General features: G+C 65.4%; 17 protein-coding genes and 2 tRNA genes. 9 read left to right on the top strand and 10 right to left on the bottom strand.

What is annotated here, in order from left to right; genetic code table 11:
• Positions 1-56 precede the first annotated feature (56 nt).
• From AXW83_RS07760 to AXW83_RS07750, 3 genes are all read left to right on the top strand, one after another.
• Positions 57-1253, top strand: a complete 1197-nt coding sequence (locus AXW83_RS07760; protein WP_066612073.1) for an amidohydrolase family protein — start codon at positions 57-59, stop codon at positions 1251-1253.
• Between the two features lie 5 nt (positions 1254-1258).
• Positions 1259-1846 (top strand): amino acid synthesis family protein, encoded by a 588-nt coding sequence (locus AXW83_RS07755; RefSeq protein WP_066612071.1) that lies wholly within the window; start codon positions 1259-1261, stop codon positions 1844-1846.
• Between the two features lie 218 nt (positions 1847-2064).
• A complete protein-coding gene (locus tag AXW83_RS07750; protein WP_066612069.1) occupies positions 2065-2649 on the top strand; it encodes an amino acid synthesis family protein in 585 nt (194 codons plus the stop codon).
• 158 nt (positions 2650-2807) lie between these two features.
• Here the strand turns inward: AXW83_RS07750 and AXW83_RS07745 are convergent, their stop codons facing one another.
• The 4 genes from AXW83_RS07745 to AXW83_RS07730 all read right to left on the bottom strand — a co-directional run bounded on the left by AXW83_RS07745 (position 2808) and on the right by AXW83_RS07730 (position 6490).
• Positions 2808-4229 (bottom strand): M20 family metallopeptidase, encoded by a 1422-nt coding sequence (locus AXW83_RS07745; RefSeq protein WP_066612066.1) that lies wholly within the window; start codon positions 4227-4229, stop codon positions 2808-2810.
• 137 nt (positions 4230-4366) lie between these two features.
• The gene (locus AXW83_RS07740; RefSeq protein ID WP_066612064.1) at positions 4367-4858 is read right to left on the bottom strand and encodes a cupin domain-containing protein; all 492 of its coding nucleotides are present in this window, start codon (positions 4856-4858) and stop codon (positions 4367-4369) included.
• A gap of 3 nt (positions 4859-4861) precedes the next feature.
• Complete coding sequence (sseA, locus tag AXW83_RS07735) at positions 4862-5719, bottom strand: 3-mercaptopyruvate sulfurtransferase (RefSeq protein WP_066612063.1); 858 nt, start codon at positions 5717-5719, stop codon at positions 4862-4864.
• A gap of 54 nt (positions 5720-5773) precedes the next feature.
• A complete protein-coding gene (locus AXW83_RS07730) occupies positions 5774-6490 on the bottom strand; it encodes an alanyl-tRNA editing protein (protein WP_066612062.1) in 717 nt (238 codons plus the stop codon).
• A 219-nt stretch (positions 6491-6709) separates the two neighbouring features.
• Here AXW83_RS07730 and AXW83_RS07725 point away from each other — a divergent pair, with 219 nt between their 5' ends.
• Complete coding sequence (locus AXW83_RS07725; RefSeq protein WP_066612061.1) at positions 6710-7504, top strand: SDR family NAD(P)-dependent oxidoreductase; 795 nt, start codon at positions 6710-6712, stop codon at positions 7502-7504.
• A 75-nt stretch (positions 7505-7579) separates the two neighbouring features.
• Here AXW83_RS07725 and AXW83_RS07720 read toward each other — a convergent pair whose 3' ends face one another.
• From AXW83_RS07720 to AXW83_RS07710, 3 genes are all read right to left on the bottom strand, one after another.
• Entirely contained in the window at positions 7580-9034 is a 1455-nt protein-coding gene (locus tag AXW83_RS07720) for a cryptochrome/photolyase family protein (protein WP_066612059.1), read from the bottom strand.
• A 53-nt stretch (positions 9035-9087) separates the two neighbouring features.
• Complete coding sequence (locus AXW83_RS07715; RefSeq protein WP_156639867.1) at positions 9088-9405, bottom strand: hypothetical protein; 318 nt, start codon at positions 9403-9405, stop codon at positions 9088-9090.
• A 73-nt stretch (positions 9406-9478) separates the two neighbouring features.
• Positions 9479-9787 (bottom strand): hypothetical protein, encoded by a 309-nt coding sequence (locus AXW83_RS07710; protein ID WP_066612055.1) that lies wholly within the window; start codon positions 9785-9787, stop codon positions 9479-9481.
• Positions 9788-9960: 173 nt separating this feature from the next.
• Between AXW83_RS07710 and AXW83_RS07705 the strand changes: the two genes are divergently transcribed.
• Entirely contained in the window at positions 9961-10368 is a 408-nt protein-coding gene (locus AXW83_RS07705) for a hypothetical protein (protein WP_156639865.1), read from the top strand.
• Positions 10369-10417: 49 nt separating this feature from the next.
• Here the strand turns inward: AXW83_RS07705 and AXW83_RS07700 are convergent.
• Positions 10418-10492, bottom strand: a tRNA-Asn gene (locus tag AXW83_RS07700).
• A 191-nt stretch (positions 10493-10683) separates the two neighbouring features.
• Between AXW83_RS07700 and AXW83_RS07695 the strand changes: the two genes are divergently transcribed.
• From AXW83_RS07695 to AXW83_RS28140, 4 genes are all read left to right on the top strand, one after another.
• Positions 10684-10757: transfer RNA gene (locus tag AXW83_RS07695), tRNA-Cys, on the top strand.
• Positions 10758-10962: 205 nt separating this feature from the next.
• Positions 10963-11604 carry a protein-L-isoaspartate O-methyltransferase family protein gene (locus AXW83_RS07690; RefSeq protein ID WP_066612050.1) on the top strand — a complete coding sequence of 214 codons (642 nt, stop codon included), beginning with the start codon at positions 10963-10965 and terminating at the stop codon, positions 11602-11604.
• 233 nt (positions 11605-11837) lie between these two features.
• A complete protein-coding gene (locus AXW83_RS07685) occupies positions 11838-13172 on the top strand; it encodes a TolC family outer membrane protein (RefSeq protein WP_236841857.1) in 1335 nt (444 codons plus the stop codon).
• A 255-nt stretch (positions 13173-13427) separates the two neighbouring features.
• On the top strand, positions 13428-14015 hold the full coding sequence (locus AXW83_RS28140; protein WP_082767005.1) for a PopZ family protein: 588 nt from the start codon (positions 13428-13430) through the stop codon (positions 14013-14015).
• Positions 14016-14025: 10 nt separating this feature from the next.
• Here the strand turns inward: AXW83_RS28140 and AXW83_RS07675 are convergent, their stop codons facing one another.
• Entirely contained in the window at positions 14026-14253 is a 228-nt protein-coding gene (locus tag AXW83_RS07675; protein WP_066612046.1) for a hypothetical protein, read from the bottom strand.
• 44 nt (positions 14254-14297) lie between these two features.
• Positions 14298-14783 (bottom strand): pyridoxamine 5'-phosphate oxidase family protein, encoded by a 486-nt coding sequence (locus AXW83_RS07670; RefSeq protein WP_066612044.1) that lies wholly within the window; start codon positions 14781-14783, stop codon positions 14298-14300.
• Positions 14784-15045: the final 262 nt, after the last annotated feature.

The raw sequence follows: 15045 nt of genomic DNA, 5'->3' as shown, positions 1-15045 counted from the left end.
CAATCCTTGCCTGTCTCCTGACCGGATATCGGCACCGACCGCAAGCGGAGGACAAGATGGCTCATGACGTCGCGGCGGGCCCGGCCAAGGGCAAGCTGGTCATCCGCAATCTGGGTCTCGTACTCTCGGGCGATCTCAATCAGCCCATCCTCGACGCGGACACGATCATCGCCATCGACGGCTGCATCAGCGCCATCGGCAGAGCGGCCGATCTCGACTGCGACCGGGCCGACAGCATCATCGATGCACAGGGCTCGCCGGTTGCACCTGGCCTGATCGACTCCCATTGCCATCCCGTCTTCGGCGACTGGACGCCGCGGCAAGGGCAGATGGGCTGGATCGATTCCTGCGTGAATGGCGGCGTCACCACCTTCGTCTCGGCCGGAGAGGTGCATCTGCCCGGGCGGCCCAAGGACCCGATCGGCGTCAAGGCGCTGGCCATCACAGCGCAGCGCACCTTCGCGAATTTCCGACCGACCGGCGCCAAGATCCATGCCGGGGCGCCGATCGCCGAGACCAGCATGGTCGAGGAGGACTATGCCGAGATGGCGCGAGCCGGCGTCAAGATGATCGGCGAGATCGGCCTCGGCACCGTCAACACCGGGCCGGAAGCGAAGAAGCATGTCGACTGGGCCCGCAAATACGGGCTGGAGACGATCATCCACACCGGCGGGCCGTCGATTGCCGGTTCGAGTCTGATCAGCGAGGACATCGTGCTGGAAGCCCAGCCCGACGTCATCAGCCACATCAATGGCGGCCACACCTCGATCCGCTTTTCCGGGATCTGCCGGCTGTGCGAACAGGCACGCGGTGCCATCGAGATCGTCCACAACGGCAATGAGCGCGCGGCGCTGGAGGCGGTGAAGACCGCGACGGAGCTCAACCTGACCTACAAGGTGATCCTCGGTACGGATGCGCCGGCGGGCTCCGGCGTGCAGCCGCTGGGCATCCTGCGCATGATCGCGTTCCTGTCGAGCCTGGGCGGCGTTCCCCCCGAGGTCGCCTTCTGCATGGCGACCGGCAACACCGCGCGCGTGCGCAAACTCGATGCCGGGTTCATCGCTGTCGGGATGCCGGCCGATCTCGTCTTCCTCGACAAGCCGCAGCATTCCGCCGGCGCGCACTTGCTCGATGCTGTGTCGCTCGGCGACATTCCCGGCATCGGCATGGTGGTCATCGACGGCATCGTTCGCACCGGCCGCTCGCGCAACACGCCGCCATCGCACACTGCACCAATCGTGATGGGGCATTGAACGCCATGACCGACCTCATCCAGATCCGTCGCGTGCAGACGACTGTGGAGGAAATTTTCCACGAATTCGGGCCGCTGCCTAGCCGTACGGAGCGTATCGCCTGCGTCTGCGCCGTGCTGACCAACCCCTATGCCGGCCGGTACGAGCCCGACATCATGCCGATGATGGAGGCGCTGAAGCCTGCGGGTCTCGACATGGCGACGCGCTGCCTGAACGCGCTTGGCGGCGATCCGAAAACCGTCGAGGGCTATGGTAAGGGCGCGATCGTGGGATCAGGCGGCGAGCTGGAGCATGGCGCGCTCTGGCATGTGCCGGGCGGCTACGCCATGCGCGAGATCCTGGGCAACGCCAAGGCGATCGTGCCCTCGACCAAGAAGGTCGCGGGGCCGGGAGCGCGCATCGACATCCCCGTCACCCACATCAACGCGTCCTATGTGCGCAGCCATTTCGGCGCGGTCGAGATCGGCGTCCCGGGCTCGCCCCAGGCCGACGAAATGGTGCTGGTGCTGGTGATGACGACGGGGGCACGCATCCATGAGCGCGTCGGCGGCCTGCGCGCCGCAGATATCAGTGTCTGGGACGGGCAGCGGTGACGGCCGTGTTTATCCTATCAGAATCACGAGCGAGGAACCCTCTCCCGGAGGGAGAGGGCAGGGTGAGGGGTCGGACGTTCTCCGCCTCGAGCACGACCCAACCGCAGTACCCTTCACATCGGCATTTGACTGGTCACACGTCCATCACCTCACCCCTGCCCCTCTCCTTACAGGAGAGGGGTTCCCCGCGCCTTGCCACCTAGCGCCGGAGCCTTCCCATGCCCGCGAACATCCGCAAGATTCTCACCCAAGTCGATGAAATCCATCTCGAAATGGGTAGGACCGTTAGCCCGCCGACGCGCCGTGCCGTCGCCTGCGCCGTGATCGCCAACCCTTTTGCGGGGCGGTATCAGGAGGATCTGTCGGAGCTGACCGAGATCGGCGTCGAGCTCGGCGATCTGTTGACGAAGCGTTGCCTTGCTGCACTGGGAATCGAGCCCGGACAGGCCGAGAGCTTCGGCAAGGCCGCGATTGTGGGTGAGGGCGGGGAGCTCGAACATGCCGCCGCGATCCTTCATCCCAAGATGGGCACGCCGGTGCGCGCGGCGCTCGGCAAGGGGCCGGCGCTGATTCCCTCGGCCAAGAAACGCGGCGGGCTCGGGACGCCGATCGACGTGCCGCTCGGCCACAAGGACGCAGCTTTCGTGCGCTCGCATTTCGATGCGGTCGAGGTCCGGGTGACGGACGCACCGCGCGCCGGCGAGATTCTGGTGGCGATCGCGGTCACGGATTCCGGCCGGCCGCTGCCGCGCATCGGCGGGCTGACTAAGGGCGAGATCAAGGGTGAGGACGGGCTGCGTTAGTCGCGGGCGTCTTTCCGGGGCACGCCGCAGGCGTGAGCCCGGAACCCATAAGCGCGGCTGTTTGAGAGCGAAACTCAACACGCTTCGCTCTTCCTTGGTGACCTGTGCTTATGGGTTCCGGGCTCTTCGCATTCGCGAAGCCCCGGAATGACAATGGATCACCCCCCCAGCGACATCGTCAGCGGCGGCTTGACCTCGGGGGGTAGCGGCGAGGTGTAGCCTTCCTTGCCCAGTCGCTTCCTGTGGTCGGCCTTGGCGGCGGCCATCAGCGCGGGGTCGGACAACACGGCCGCTCCCGTCGCGGCCATCGCCTTGGCGACATGGACCATGGCCTTGTGGGCGGCGGGCTGCTTGCCCTGCGAGACGATCTGCCAGGTGTGGAAGGGCGTGCCGATCGCAACTGTGGGCGCATGGGCCTGCACGGTCGGCACCGCCCAGGAGACGTCGCCGACATCGGTCGAGCCGATCGCCGGGTTGCGCTGGGCGTTGCGGGGCACCAGGAAATCGGCGAGCGGCGCGCCGCTGTCCTCCATGCCGATGGTGCGCCAGATCGAGGCGATCTCCTGCGGCGACAGCGTCTTGCGGATCTCCTCCGCGAAGGCCTTGTCGGCATCGTCGAAATGCGGCGCGCCGAGTTCGTCCATGATGCCGTGCATCGCTTCTTCGAGCGGCGTATTGGCGAGGAGGTCCGAGACCGCAGAGACGATCCGCATCTCCATCTTGGTTTCGGTCATCAGCGCCGCCCCTTCGGCGATTTTCTTCACGCGCTGCACGAGTTCAAGCATGCCGCGCAGGTCGCGGGCGCGGATCGAGTAGCGCACGCGTGCATGGGCCTGCACGACGTTGGGCGCGATGCCGCCAGTGTCGAGCAAAGCGTAGTGGACGCGCGCGTCGCTGGGCATGTGCTCGCGCATGTAGTTAACGCCGACATTCATCAGCTCGACCGCGTCGAGTGCGCTTCGGCCGAGATGCGGGCTTGCGGCGGCGTGCGCCGCGCGACCAGTGAAGACGAAATCGGCGCGGGTATTGGCCAAGGCGAGGGCCGGCGCGACCTCCCAGAAGCTCGAGGGATGCCAGGTGATCGCGACGTCTGCATCGTCGAACGCGCCGGCGCGGACCATGAAGGCTTTCGCGGCCCCGCCTTCCTCGGCCGGGCAGCCGTAATAGCGCACGCGGCCGGGAAGCTTGTTCTCGGCGAGCCAGTTCTTCATCGCAGTCGCGGCGAGCAGCGCGGCCGAGCCGAGCAGATTGTGGCCGCAGCCATGGCCGTGGCCGCCGGTCTCGATCTCTTTGTGGCTGGCGACGCCGGCTTCCTGCGAGAGGCCGGGCAGGGCGTCGTATTCGCCGAGAAACGCGATCACCGGACCGCCTTCGCCGGCCTCGCCCATCACTGCGGTCGGGATATCGGCGATGTTCTCGCTGGTGCGGAAGCCCTGATGCTTCAACTCGGCAAGATGTTCGGCGCAGGAGCGCTGTTCCGTGTAGCAGACCTCGGGCATTCCCCAGACGCGGTCGCTGAGCTCGATGAGCCGCTGCTTGCTCGCATCGACATGCCGCCAGAGATCGTTTCGGTTATCCATCGTCTTATCCGCCTTGCTGTGGTGGCGACATATGAGCGCTGCCCGCCGCCTGCGTCCAGCCGCGCGCGAGCATGGCCGATGCCAGCCGTCGCAACGTCATCACGTCGGCGGCATGGCTGTCTTGGACGGTTTTGTCATCAAGGGTGCTTGTGGATCGGATCGACCCAGTAGACTTCCTCCGGCTTCTCGACCGGGTCGACATCGGTGATGTTGACGACGACAGCCTCGTTGTCGGAGCGGACCAGCACGCATTCGAGCGGCTCATCGGGGCTGGCGTTGATCTCCTGATGCGGGACATAGGGCGGCACATAGATGAAATCGCCCGGTCCGGCCTCCGCCACGAATTCGAGCTTTTCGCCCCAGCGCATCCGGGCCCTGCCGCGCACGACATAGATCACGCTTTCGAGTTCGCCGTGATGGTGCACGCCGGTCTTGGCATCGGGCTGGATCGAGACCGTGCCGGCCCAGATCTTCTGGGCGCCGACGCGGGCGTGGTTGATCGCGGCCTGGCGAAACATGCCGGGCGTCTGGGCGGTGTTGGAGTCGAGCTTGTCGCCGGTGACGACGCGGACGCCGTCATGCTTCCAGCGTGGCTCGTGATCGTGGTGAGGGTGATCGTGGTCGGCCATGGCTCAGCCCTTCTTCGCTGGCCCGGTCGCGAGCGGCCGATCGCTGGCGCCCCATTCGGCCCAGGAGCCGTCATAGATCGCGCGCGCCGGCTTGCCGATGGTTTCCAGCGCCGCCGAAAGGATGGAGGCCGAGACGCCCGAGCCGCAGCTCGTGATCATCGGCCTGTCGAGATCGACGCCGGCCTCCGCGAAGGCGGTCGCGATCGCATCGGGTGATTTCAGCTGGCCATCCTGCATGATCGCCGGGAAAGGCAGGTTGAGCGAGCCCGGCATATGGCCCGAGCGGACGCCGGCGCGAGGTTCGGGCGCCTCGCCGCGAAAGCGGTCGGCCGGACGGGCATCGACGACCTGGATCCCGCCGCTCGCCAGCGCGCGCTCGACATCGCCGGCGTCCGCAACGGCGGAATGGTCGAGGCGGGCGGTGAAGGTCCTGGCGGCGCGGCTACGGGGCGGCCCCTCTTCCACGGCGCGGCCTTCCGCCTGCCATTTCGGAAAACCGCCTTCGAGAATGACGACGTCCCTGGCGCCGAAGGTCCTGAAGGTCCAGCGGACGCGCGGGGCCGAGAACAGGCCGAGCCCGTCATAGACGACGATGCGCATACCGTCGCCGATGCCCATGGCACCGACCGTCGCCGCAAAGACTTCCGGGCGGGGCAGCATGTGGGGCAGGTCTGAGGCGGTGTCCTTGACCGCGTCGATGTCGAAGCGCAGGGCGCCGGGAATGCGACGCGCGGCATAGTCGGCATGGGGATCGCGGGCATGGACCGGCAGGTACCAGGAGCCGTCGACCACGACGATATCGGGCGCGTTCAGGCGCTCGGCGAGCCATTCCGTCGAAACGAAGACGTTGTCCTTGGGCATGGTTTTTCGTTTCCTCAGGTCTTGCGCCGCTCTGCGGCGGCTGGAACGCCTCGGTCAGGCCAGTGCAATGCGGACGCGCCGGTTCTGCTTGCCCTTCTTCTCGATATCGGTGACCGCGACAAGGCCGATCTCGGCGGTGTTGCGGACATGGGTGCCGCCGCAGGGCTGAAGATCGATGTCGCCGATCGCCACGAGGCGAACGCGGCCGGAACCGCGCGGCGGCTGCACCCGCATCGTCTTGACGAGACCGGGATTGGCGTCGAGTTCGTCGTCGGTGATCCAGCTCTCGGTGACCTCGGCATTGCGAGCGATCAGCGCGTTGAGCTTGTCGCTGATCTCGATCTTGTCGAGGCCGCCTTCGGGAATGTCGAAATCGAGCCGACCGTCGCCGTCGCCGATCGAGCCACCGGTGACGGGGTAGGACAGGACGACGCTGAGCAGATGGAGCGCGGTGTGGATGCGCATGCGCTTCAGCCGCCTGTTCCAGTCGAGCATCGCCGTCACGGTGTCGCCGGGTTGCAGCAGCGGGGCGTCCTCGACCGGGACATGGATGATGCGGCTCTTGTCTTCGGGGTCGTAGATCGCGGTACCGATTGCGATCTCGCTGCCTTCGGCGAGGCGCAACACGCCGCCATCGCCGGGCTGGCCTCCGCCGGTGGCGTAGAAAACCGTTCGGTCGAGGACGATGCCGCCGCGGTCGTTGACGGCCTCGACGGTCGCCTGCGTTTCGGCGAGATAGGCATCCTGGCGGAAGAGCAGTTCGGTCGGCATCGTCGGGTCGCTTTTCGGATCGGCTGAGGTCGGCTTTGAATGTGCGGGCGGAGTTTGCACGGATCGGGGTTCTCGCGCCACAGCCGGTTTGACCGCGACTGTCGATCGGAATCGCTCGTGCCAGCCGGCCGGCGGGCGTTAGGCTTTCCGGAGCCGTCTTGCATTAGACTGGCGTCAGGAGTCGCGGCCCCGACGGCTGGACGAACCGCCGGAGCCGCGATGAGATTGCCGCGCATGAAGCCGCAGGACGGCGTCGCCTGGATCACAGGAGCCAGCTCGGGCATCGGGGAGGCCGTGGCTCTCGAACTGGCGCGACGCGGCTGGACGGTGGCGATCACAGCCCGCCGGCTCGACCAGCTCGAGGAGATCGCGAGACGCGCCGAGGGGCTGGCGGGTCGCGTCGTCGCCCATGCGGGCGACGTCACCGACCATGCCGCGCTGCAGGCGGTCGTCGATACCGTCGAAAGCGTCCACGGGCCGATCGCACTGGCTTTCCTCAATGCAGGTGTCGCCCCTTATGTCAGGGCCGGCACGCTCGACATCGCGGCGTTCGAACAGGCGTTTGCGGTCAATGCGCTGGGCGCTGCCAAGGGGATTGCGGTCGCTCTGGAGCGGATGAAGCCGCGCCGCCGTGGGCAGATCGCCGTCAATGCCTCGATCGCGGGCTATGGCGGGCTGCCGAAAGCCGCCGCCTACGGCGCCTCCAAGGCCGCCGCCATCCATATGTGCGAAGCGCTGCAGTTCGACTGCGAACACCTTGGCATCAGGCTGCAGGTGGTCAATCCCGGGTTCATCGATACGCCGCTGACCCGGAAGAACGATTTTCCGATGCCCTTCCTGATGTCGGTCGACGAGGCAGCGAAGCGGACCGTCGACGGCTTCGAGCAAGGCGGCTTCGAGATCGCGTTTCCGCGTCGGCTGTCCTGGATCCTGAAGGCGGCGAATCTGCTGCCCTATCCGGCCTATTTCCGGCTGGTGGCAAAGGCGACCGGCTGGAGCAACCGGAAAGATTAGCCGGCGAGGGACGTCGTTCCGGGCGCGGCGGCAGACCGGCGACGCACTGGCCGACGTCGCGCCAAGGCCCAAAACTCAAGCCGGCTTCAATGTCGCAAGTGCCGCCAGGGCTCTCTCCCGCCCGAGCTCGAGCGGGACGATCGGACGGGGATATGTATTTCCGAGCGTGATGCCAGTCTTGTCCAGTTGAGCGGCATTCGCCAGCCATGGCTGGTGGACCGTGTCGTCGTCCAGTCCGGCGATCTCCGGCACCCAGCGCCGGACATAGACGCCGTCGGGATCGAACTTCACGCCCTGCGAGACCGGATTGAAGATGCGGTAATAGGGCGCCGCATCGGCGCCGGAACCCGCGACCCATTGCCAGCTAGCAGCATTGTTTGCCGGATCGGCATCGACCAGGGTGTCCCAGAACCAGTCCTCGCCCCGGCGCCAGTCGATCAGCAGATGCTTAATCAGGAAAGAGGCGACGATCATCCGGACGCGGTTATGCATCCAGCCCGTCGTCCAGAGCTCCCGCAGGCCGGCATCGACCATGGGATATCCGGTCCGGCCGCGCTGCCAGGCTTGCAGCGCATGGTCGTCGTCACGCCAGGGAAAGGCGTCGAAGCGGCTGTTAAAGTTCACCTTCGCCAGATCGGGGTTATGAAACAGCAGATGATAGGAGAATTCGCGCCAGCCGAGTTCGGTGAGGAATTTCTCCGCATCGGCGGGCTGCCCGGCTGCCTGGCCCGATTCGCGCGCCAACTGCGTCGCGTGCCAGATCTGGCGCGGTCCGATCTCGCCGAAGCGCAGATGCGGCGAGAGCTTCGAGGTCGAGAGGTAGTCGGGCCGGTTTCGACCTTCGGCATACCCGCCGAGAGCGCCTTCCAGGAAGGTCGTCAGGCGCGACGTTGCCCCGGCCTCGCCCGGCGTCCATTCGGCGCGCAAACCGCCGGCCCAGTCCGGTTTCGTCGGCTCGAGGCCGAGCGCCTCGATGTCGATCATCATCGCCTCAAGTAACGCCGGCAGTTCGAGGGCCTCGATCCGCTTGGGTGCGGGTCTGGGGGCTGTCGGTTCGCCCCTGAGGCGAGCGGCCCGCCAATAAGGGGAAAACACCTTCACCGGCGTCCCCGCCTTCGTCGTCACGTCCCAGGGTTCGTTCAGGAGATTGGCGTTATGGCTTTCGACGCGAAGGCCCTTGCCCGTCAGCTTCTCTTTCAACGTCTTGTCGAGGGCGATGGCAGCGCCTTCGTAGCGACGATTCCAGGCGATGTGATCGACGCCTGTTTCGGCAGCGATGTGAGGAACAAGCTCGGCCGGGTCACCACGTACCACGAGAAGCTTGCCGCCTTTGGCGGTAATGTCGGCCTGGAGCGCCGCCAGTGACTGCGCCAGCCACCAGCATGAGGCCCCGCCACGCGCACGGCGCTCATCGCTTTCGTCGATGACATAAAGGCAAAGCACCCTGCCATGAGCCACGGCTGATGCCAGAGCTGGATTGTCGGTCAGGCGCAGATCGTCGCGAAACCAGCAGAGCGAGGCTTTTGTCATGTGCTCCAGCTAGGGCCCCGACTTGCTGCCGACCAGTCCTTCCGCCACTGCCATCAGCGGCGGGCTTTGGCGGTACGGTCGGGGAGGGCGTCGATCGCCTCGTCGGCATTTCGATCGTGACCGGTGACGCCTTCCTGAAGCACGCGCGTTGCGGCATCCGCCTTCGCTTCGGACGAGGTTGGGATCGCGGCTGTCTCGGGCGTCGCGCCAAGACCGATCGATTCGGGTTTGTGTCCGTCATTGCGTGCGCTCGCGGCAAAAGTCGCCAAGGCTTCAGGCTGTCCGGCCTTTTGATCCGTCTTCGTCATGGCATCCTCCCTTGCTTTCTTCACAAACCTGCCGGGGATCGGCCGGTTCCATCCGATCGCCAAGGAGCGTCAAGGAAAGGCCGCCGGACGGAACTGCCCGGCGGCCAAGTCGTTTCAGCGTCGCCGCTATCGGTGTTCAATAGCGATAGTAGGGCCGGTCGTAACCACGGCGACCCCAGGCCCGCGCATGGGGCGGCGGTCCGCCATAGCGACGGCCATAGCCGCGGCCCGGAGGTCCATAACGCCGAGGCGCCGCGTAATAGCGCGAGCGCCCGCGACGACCCTCGTACGCCATGCCGGACGACCGGCCGCCATATTGTGCCTGTTGTATGTCGGTCGGCATCGAGAGATCGGTAGCGCCAGCGACTGCAGGGGCAGCGATGGCGCCCGATGTTAAGGTCGCCGCGCCGATAGCGAAGGCGGCGGCGATGAGAAGCTTGCGCATATGGTTTCCTGACGGTTCACGATCGATGCCCGATCTGACACCGTGGCGGGACAACGGCGTGTGAACGGGAAAGTTCAGCGCCGTTCATCAGGAGACGAGATGAAGCGAACGGTTGTCAGTACGTCGCGTTCTTGCTCATCCTCGTGCGAGAACAACGAATCGATGGGGCGTCGATGAAAGCTGCGATGCGTCCATGGCTGTGGTCTGGCCTCGGCGTCATGGTGCAAGGCGCCGCGCAGGCAGCGACGCTGACGATGTCCTGCGCCTATGTCGATGGCACGCCGACCAACGGCACCCGCGACGTCTTCATCAATCAGATCGTCGTCAACACCGACAGGCCGATGATCACGCTCCGGGTCGCTCAGACGATCGGCACGAATGCGCCGATGGAATGGGTTTTCGACACCGTCAACGGCAATGCGCTCAGCGTGATCGACCAGCCCGATGGCAGCTTCTCGGCTTCGGGCGTGCGCTCCGGCAGCGTCACTGCCTTTGTCTACGCAAAGCAGTCGGGCGTGATGATCTGGAGTTATTCCTCGCGCTTCGGCGGGGAGGCGTACCGCTTCACCTGCCGCCCCTGAGGGCCAGGCATTAGGGCAGACACGCCGCATCGAAGCTGAAGGATAAGACTGGCTCCCGGAGCAGGATTCGAACCTGCGACCAATCGATTAACAGTCGATTGCTCTACCGCTGAGCTATCCGGGACCGGTGGCCGCGTATAGCGATGCGACCCGGGGGACGCAACCCCTCGTGTCGTCGCCATGTCGGGAAATCGTCATCTGCGCCATCGATCCGGCGTGCCCGCGCGGCGTTTCCGATGTCCGGGTTGCAGGCGGGCCCGGCATGTGGTTATAGGCGACCCCAATGGAGCGCGTCGCTTGCCAGCGCTCCCGGATGGCCTCGTGGCGGAGTGGTTACGCAGAGGACTGCAAATCCTTGCACCCCGGTTCGATTCCGGGCGAGGCCTCCAATAATTCCAATTTTAGAAACCGTGATCGTCGAGAGTTCGGGCTGCGGCGCCGCCGCGAGCCCTCGAAGTCTTGCGTTTTCCGGCTGGCTCGAACACAAGCAGGGTACGGGCGACGCTGTGGGGGCGCTGCGCCAACGTTGCCCGATCGGTGCCTGCCATCATGAGCCGGTACCGGGCCTGGGTGGCTGATAACGGGGATAGGACCATGGACCGCTTCGCCGAGCTTCGTCGCATGATGGTCGATTGTCAGCTGCGGACCTATGAGGTGACCGACCGTGCCGTGCTCGCGGCCGCCGATTCGGTGCCGCGCGAGGCGTTCGTCCCTGCATCCGCATCTCATCTGGCCTATCTCGACCAGTCCGTTCCGTTGCCCGGCACCGGCAGGGCTCTGATGGCGCCGATGGTGGTGGCGCGGATGATCCAGATGCTCGACCTGCAACCGGGAGAAAGCGCGCTCGATTACGCCGGCGGGACCGGTTACGGCGCGGGCCTGATGGCAGCGATGGGCGGCCAGGTTACGCTCTGGGAGCCGGATCCTGCAGCTTTTGCGCAAGCGGGCATCGCGTTGGAACAGGCCGGAATCGGCGGCGTCACGCTGAGCGCCGCAACGCCCAAGGACGAATCCTTCGATGTCGTGCTGGTCAGCGGCGCCTGCGAAACCGCGCCCGAGCGTCTTTTCGCTCTGGTGCGTCCAGGCGGACGGCTGATCGCGATCGAGGGGTTGGGTCGCTCGGCGCGGGTCAAGCTCTATCAGAAATCAGGTTCAACCATGTCGGGACGGCCGGTATTCGACGCCGCTGCGCCGGCGATCGAGGAGTTTCGCCGGGTTCCGGCATTCGAATTCTGAGGCGCGGGCCGATGGAAAGTGTCGCATTTTTGCGACTGCTGCTTGGAAATGGCCGGTTATGCCGTTGCAGCGTTTGGTGCGCGGGTGCGGGCCGGGTATTAGATAAAGAGGTATAGGCCTAGGCTGGGCTTTGCCTGGACGTAAAAACAGTCTGCAAGAGGCGTCCTTTGACACGATCGATATTCACTCGGAAAACCGCCTCGTTTGGGGCTCACGGCGTTCTCGCCGCACTCTTGCTGGCAGCCAGCGCGACATCTGCGCTGACCCAGACCATGGATGCGGCTCTGTCGCGGGCCTATAGCGCCAATCCGACCCTGAACGCCCAGCGCGCATCCGTGCGTGCCACCAATGAGAACGTACCGCAGGCGCTTTCGGGATATCGTCCGACGATCACGGCCTCGGCCGATATTGGTGCGAGCATCGTCGATTCGAACCTGCCCGGATTGGGCAATTCTACCTCGCGACTTGGCCCGCGCGGCGCGGGCGTCCAGGTCGACCAGAACATCTTCAACGGCGGCAAGACGCGCAGCTCGGTGAGCCAGGCCGAATCGCTGGTGCTGGGCGCGCGTGCCACGCTGCGCAACACCGAGCAGAACGTGCTGCTCGATGCCGCGACCTCCTATATGAACGTTCTGCGTGACACGGCGATCCTGACGCTGAACCGCAACAACGTCGAAGTTCTGGAAGAGCAGCTGCGCCAGACGCGCGATCGCTTCCAGGTCGGTGAAGTGACCCGTACCGACGTGGCGCAGGCCGAAGCGCGCCTGTCCTCGTCGCAGTCGCAGGCGATTCTCGCCGAATCCAATCTGAAGACCAGCATCGCCCGTTATCGTCAGAACGTCGGCGCGGAGCCTGCCCGGCTTGCTCCGGCCAAGCCGGTCGAGAACCTGCTGCCGAAGTCCCTTCCGGCGGCGCTGACCACGGCTCTGTCCGACCATCCTGCCATCATCGCCTCGTTGCACGGCGTCGATGCAGCCGAACTCCAGGTCAAGGTGACCGAGGCCGATCTTTATCCGGTGCTCGGCGTTCGCGGCATCGTGCAGCAGCGCTATGATACCCAGCAGTTCGGCGACAACCGTGCGAGCGCCAGCGTCGTCGGCACGCTGACGGTGCCGATCTACGAGGGCGGGGTCGTCTATTCGCGGACCCGGCAGGCCAAGGAAACAGCCGGTCAGCGCCGCATTGAGGTCGATTCGCAGCGCGATACCGTTCGTGCCGCCGTCGTGTCCGCCTGGGGCGGTCTGGAAGCCGCCAAAGCCCAGATCATCGCCGCCCAGGCTCAGGTTCAGGCAGCGGAGACCGCTCTTGCCGGTGTTCGCGAAGAGGCCAAGGTCGGCCAGCGCACCACACTGGACGTGCTGAACGCCCAGCAGGAACTGGTCAGCGCCCGTTCGACGCTGGTGACCGCACAGCGCGACCGGGTCGTGGCATCATATGCGACACTCTCCGCGGTCGGGCGGCTCTCGGCCGAAGGGCTGAGGCTGAGGACGGACGTCTATGACGCTCGCCGGCATTACGATCAGGTCAAGGGCCTGCTCTGGGGTACGCAGACGCCAGACGGCCGCTGAGCTGCGGTTGCCATTGACGATTTCAAAATCCCGGCGTCGCAGACGTCGGGATTTTTCATTTTTATTCGGCGATGCGTCATGGGGTTGCGATGGGCCCTGACAGCATTCGTTTCGGATGCATTCTCGCCACAGACGGGATTTCTCCTGTGGGCGGGTCCGCTGCCGCCTTGCTTGACACGGCCTGCGTGAAATACTTGGCGATGGAGCGACGTTGATTCTGTCGGCGCGCCCGGTGTCGAGTGGTCCGGACCCAAAATGAGCGCGCAGCCGAAGCCCAGCGAACCATCAATGGAGGAGATCCTCGCCTCCATTCGTCGGATCATCTCGGATGACGAGAAACCGGTGGTGGAAGAGCCTGCCGCCGCGCCAGCGCAGGATCCCGACCTCTCGGCGCTTCTCGCCGGCGCCGCCGCGGCGACCCAGCCAGAGGACGACGTGCTCGACCTCGGGGCAGAGGCGAACCTCGTCGAGCCTGCGCCGATCGATGCAAACGCGGATGTCGACTTTCTGGAAACCGAGGCGCCAGCGCCTGCGCCTCCGGAGCCGCCTGTTTTGCCGCCGCCCGAGCTGGTCGTCCCACCACCGCCGCAGGTTCAGGCACCTGCCGCCGTGCCATTCGACATGGCCTCGCTGTTGTCGGACCAGACCAGCTCTGCCGTGAACACCGCCTTTGGCCAGCTGGCTCATACCGTGCTGAGCAACAATGCCCGGACACTCGAGGATTTGGTAAAGGACATGCTCAGGCCGATGCTGAAAAGCTGGCTCGACGACAATTTGCCGACGATGGTTGAGCGTCTCGTGCGTGCCGAGATCGAGCGCGTGGCCCGCGGCGGCCGGCACTGAGAGGCCACTATCAGCGGCCCGGCGCGCGGCGTTCGTCGGCGGGGGCGGTCGAAAGCCTGTCGAAGGCACCTTCGTCTCTCAGCTTTTTATAGGCCAGACCTGCGAGCGCCAGCACCGCCGTCGGCGTTCCGAGGCGCGAGACCAACATTGCAATCCCGACGGCAACGGGGCGGGAGTACCGACCAGAGGCGGCTTCGGTGGCAAACCATGCGCCGAGCGCGTGAACGAGCAAATTCATAACGATCCATCCTTGTGGTCATGCATGACGAGAGTGGCGTCGGCCTAGAGTGCCACCTTGCGGTTTTGGCCAATGTCCGGTTTGGAGCCGGTGATCGCGGCGGCCGCCATCTTGATGGTCGTGACGATCTTGCCGGGGCTGTCCCAGAACTCCGCCATCGCCGGTCGCACGCGCAGAAGGCGTATGCTGGGATCATCCTTGCTATCCCAGAACGCCTCTGCGTCGGAATCCCACAACTCGGCGATTTTGGCGCGATCGTCGAGGACGTTGGCGGTGCCGGTGACAGACAGGTAGCGATAAGCACTGTTGTCGGCGAAGGTCAGACAGACATTGTCGTTGATCTCGACCTCTTCGTCCTTATGGCCCTGGGTGTCAGTCAGGAAATAGATCGCGTCCTCATCGCGAACTGGATGGGCGCTCATCGGGCGGGCGCGAAGCTGTTCCCCTGAACCGTCATGGGTGACGAACATGCACAGATCGATCTCCTCGATCATCTTCCAGGCAATGTCCTGATCTGTCTGGTGGGTCATCGGAAATCCTCCTGAACTGTTGCGGGCTCAACCAGCGGGATGGGCAACGGTTCCGTAGCAATTTCGCGGGCGACCGGGTCGCCTCCAGAGGTGCCGGAACGCTCTTGCCTGCCGGTGCGTATCTGCAGTGCGCATCGTAGGCGACATCGGTCTCCCGCTGGCCCGCCAAGCAAGCGCCTGTCGAAAGCGTTGACGTACAGGGGCTGCATGGGCTCTTAAGGCGGAAGACCGATTGGCCTTTGATTTTTGCGGCCGGGGCAGG

Origin of the sequence: Bosea sp. PAMC 26642, assembly GCF_001562255.1 — a bacterium.
In the GTDB taxonomy this organism is placed as follows: Bacteria; Pseudomonadota; Alphaproteobacteria; order Rhizobiales; family Beijerinckiaceae; genus Allobosea.
This window is presented reverse-complemented; position numbering and strand designations above follow the sequence as displayed.

What these genes read in the sequence shown, in the direction of transcription:
- AXW83_RS07760 (WP_066612073.1), top strand. Translation starts at nt 57, where the DNA reads ATGGCTCATGACGTCGCGGCGGGCCCGGCCAAGGGCAAGCTGGTCATC.
- AXW83_RS07755 (WP_066612071.1), top strand. Translation starts at nt 1,259, where the DNA reads ATGACCGACCTCATCCAGATCCGTCGCGTGCAGACGACTGTGGAGGAA.
- AXW83_RS07750 (WP_066612069.1), top strand. Translation starts at nt 2,065, where the DNA reads ATGCCCGCGAACATCCGCAAGATTCTCACCCAAGTCGATGAAATCCAT.
- AXW83_RS07745 (WP_066612066.1), bottom strand. Translation starts at nt 4,229, where the DNA reads ATGGATAACCGAAACGATCTCTGGCGGCATGTCGATGCGAGCAAGCAG.
- AXW83_RS07740 (WP_066612064.1), bottom strand. Translation starts at nt 4,858, where the DNA reads ATGGCCGACCACGATCACCCTCACCACGATCACGAGCCACGCTGGAAG.
- sseA (WP_066612063.1), bottom strand. Translation starts at nt 5,719, where the DNA reads ATGCCCAAGGACAACGTCTTCGTTTCGACGGAATGGCTCGCCGAGCGC.
- AXW83_RS07730 (WP_066612062.1), bottom strand. Translation starts at nt 6,490, where the DNA reads ATGCCGACCGAACTGCTCTTCCGCCAGGATGCCTATCTCGCCGAAACG.
- AXW83_RS07725 (WP_066612061.1), top strand. Translation starts at nt 6,710, where the DNA reads ATGAGATTGCCGCGCATGAAGCCGCAGGACGGCGTCGCCTGGATCACA.
- AXW83_RS07720 (WP_066612059.1), bottom strand. Translation starts at nt 9,034, where the DNA reads ATGACAAAAGCCTCGCTCTGCTGGTTTCGCGACGATCTGCGCCTGACC.
- AXW83_RS07710 (WP_066612055.1), bottom strand. Translation starts at nt 9,787, where the DNA reads ATGCGCAAGCTTCTCATCGCCGCCGCCTTCGCTATCGGCGCGGCGACC.
- AXW83_RS07705 (WP_156639865.1), top strand. Translation starts at nt 9,961, where the DNA reads ATGAAAGCTGCGATGCGTCCATGGCTGTGGTCTGGCCTCGGCGTCATG.
- AXW83_RS07690 (WP_066612050.1), top strand. Translation starts at nt 10,963, where the DNA reads ATGGACCGCTTCGCCGAGCTTCGTCGCATGATGGTCGATTGTCAGCTG.
- AXW83_RS28140 (WP_082767005.1), top strand. Translation starts at nt 13,428, where the DNA reads ATGAGCGCGCAGCCGAAGCCCAGCGAACCATCAATGGAGGAGATCCTC.
- AXW83_RS07675 (WP_066612046.1), bottom strand. Translation starts at nt 14,253, where the DNA reads ATGAATTTGCTCGTTCACGCGCTCGGCGCATGGTTTGCCACCGAAGCC.
- AXW83_RS07670 (WP_066612044.1), bottom strand. Translation starts at nt 14,783, where the DNA reads ATGACCCACCAGACAGATCAGGACATTGCCTGGAAGATGATCGAGGAG.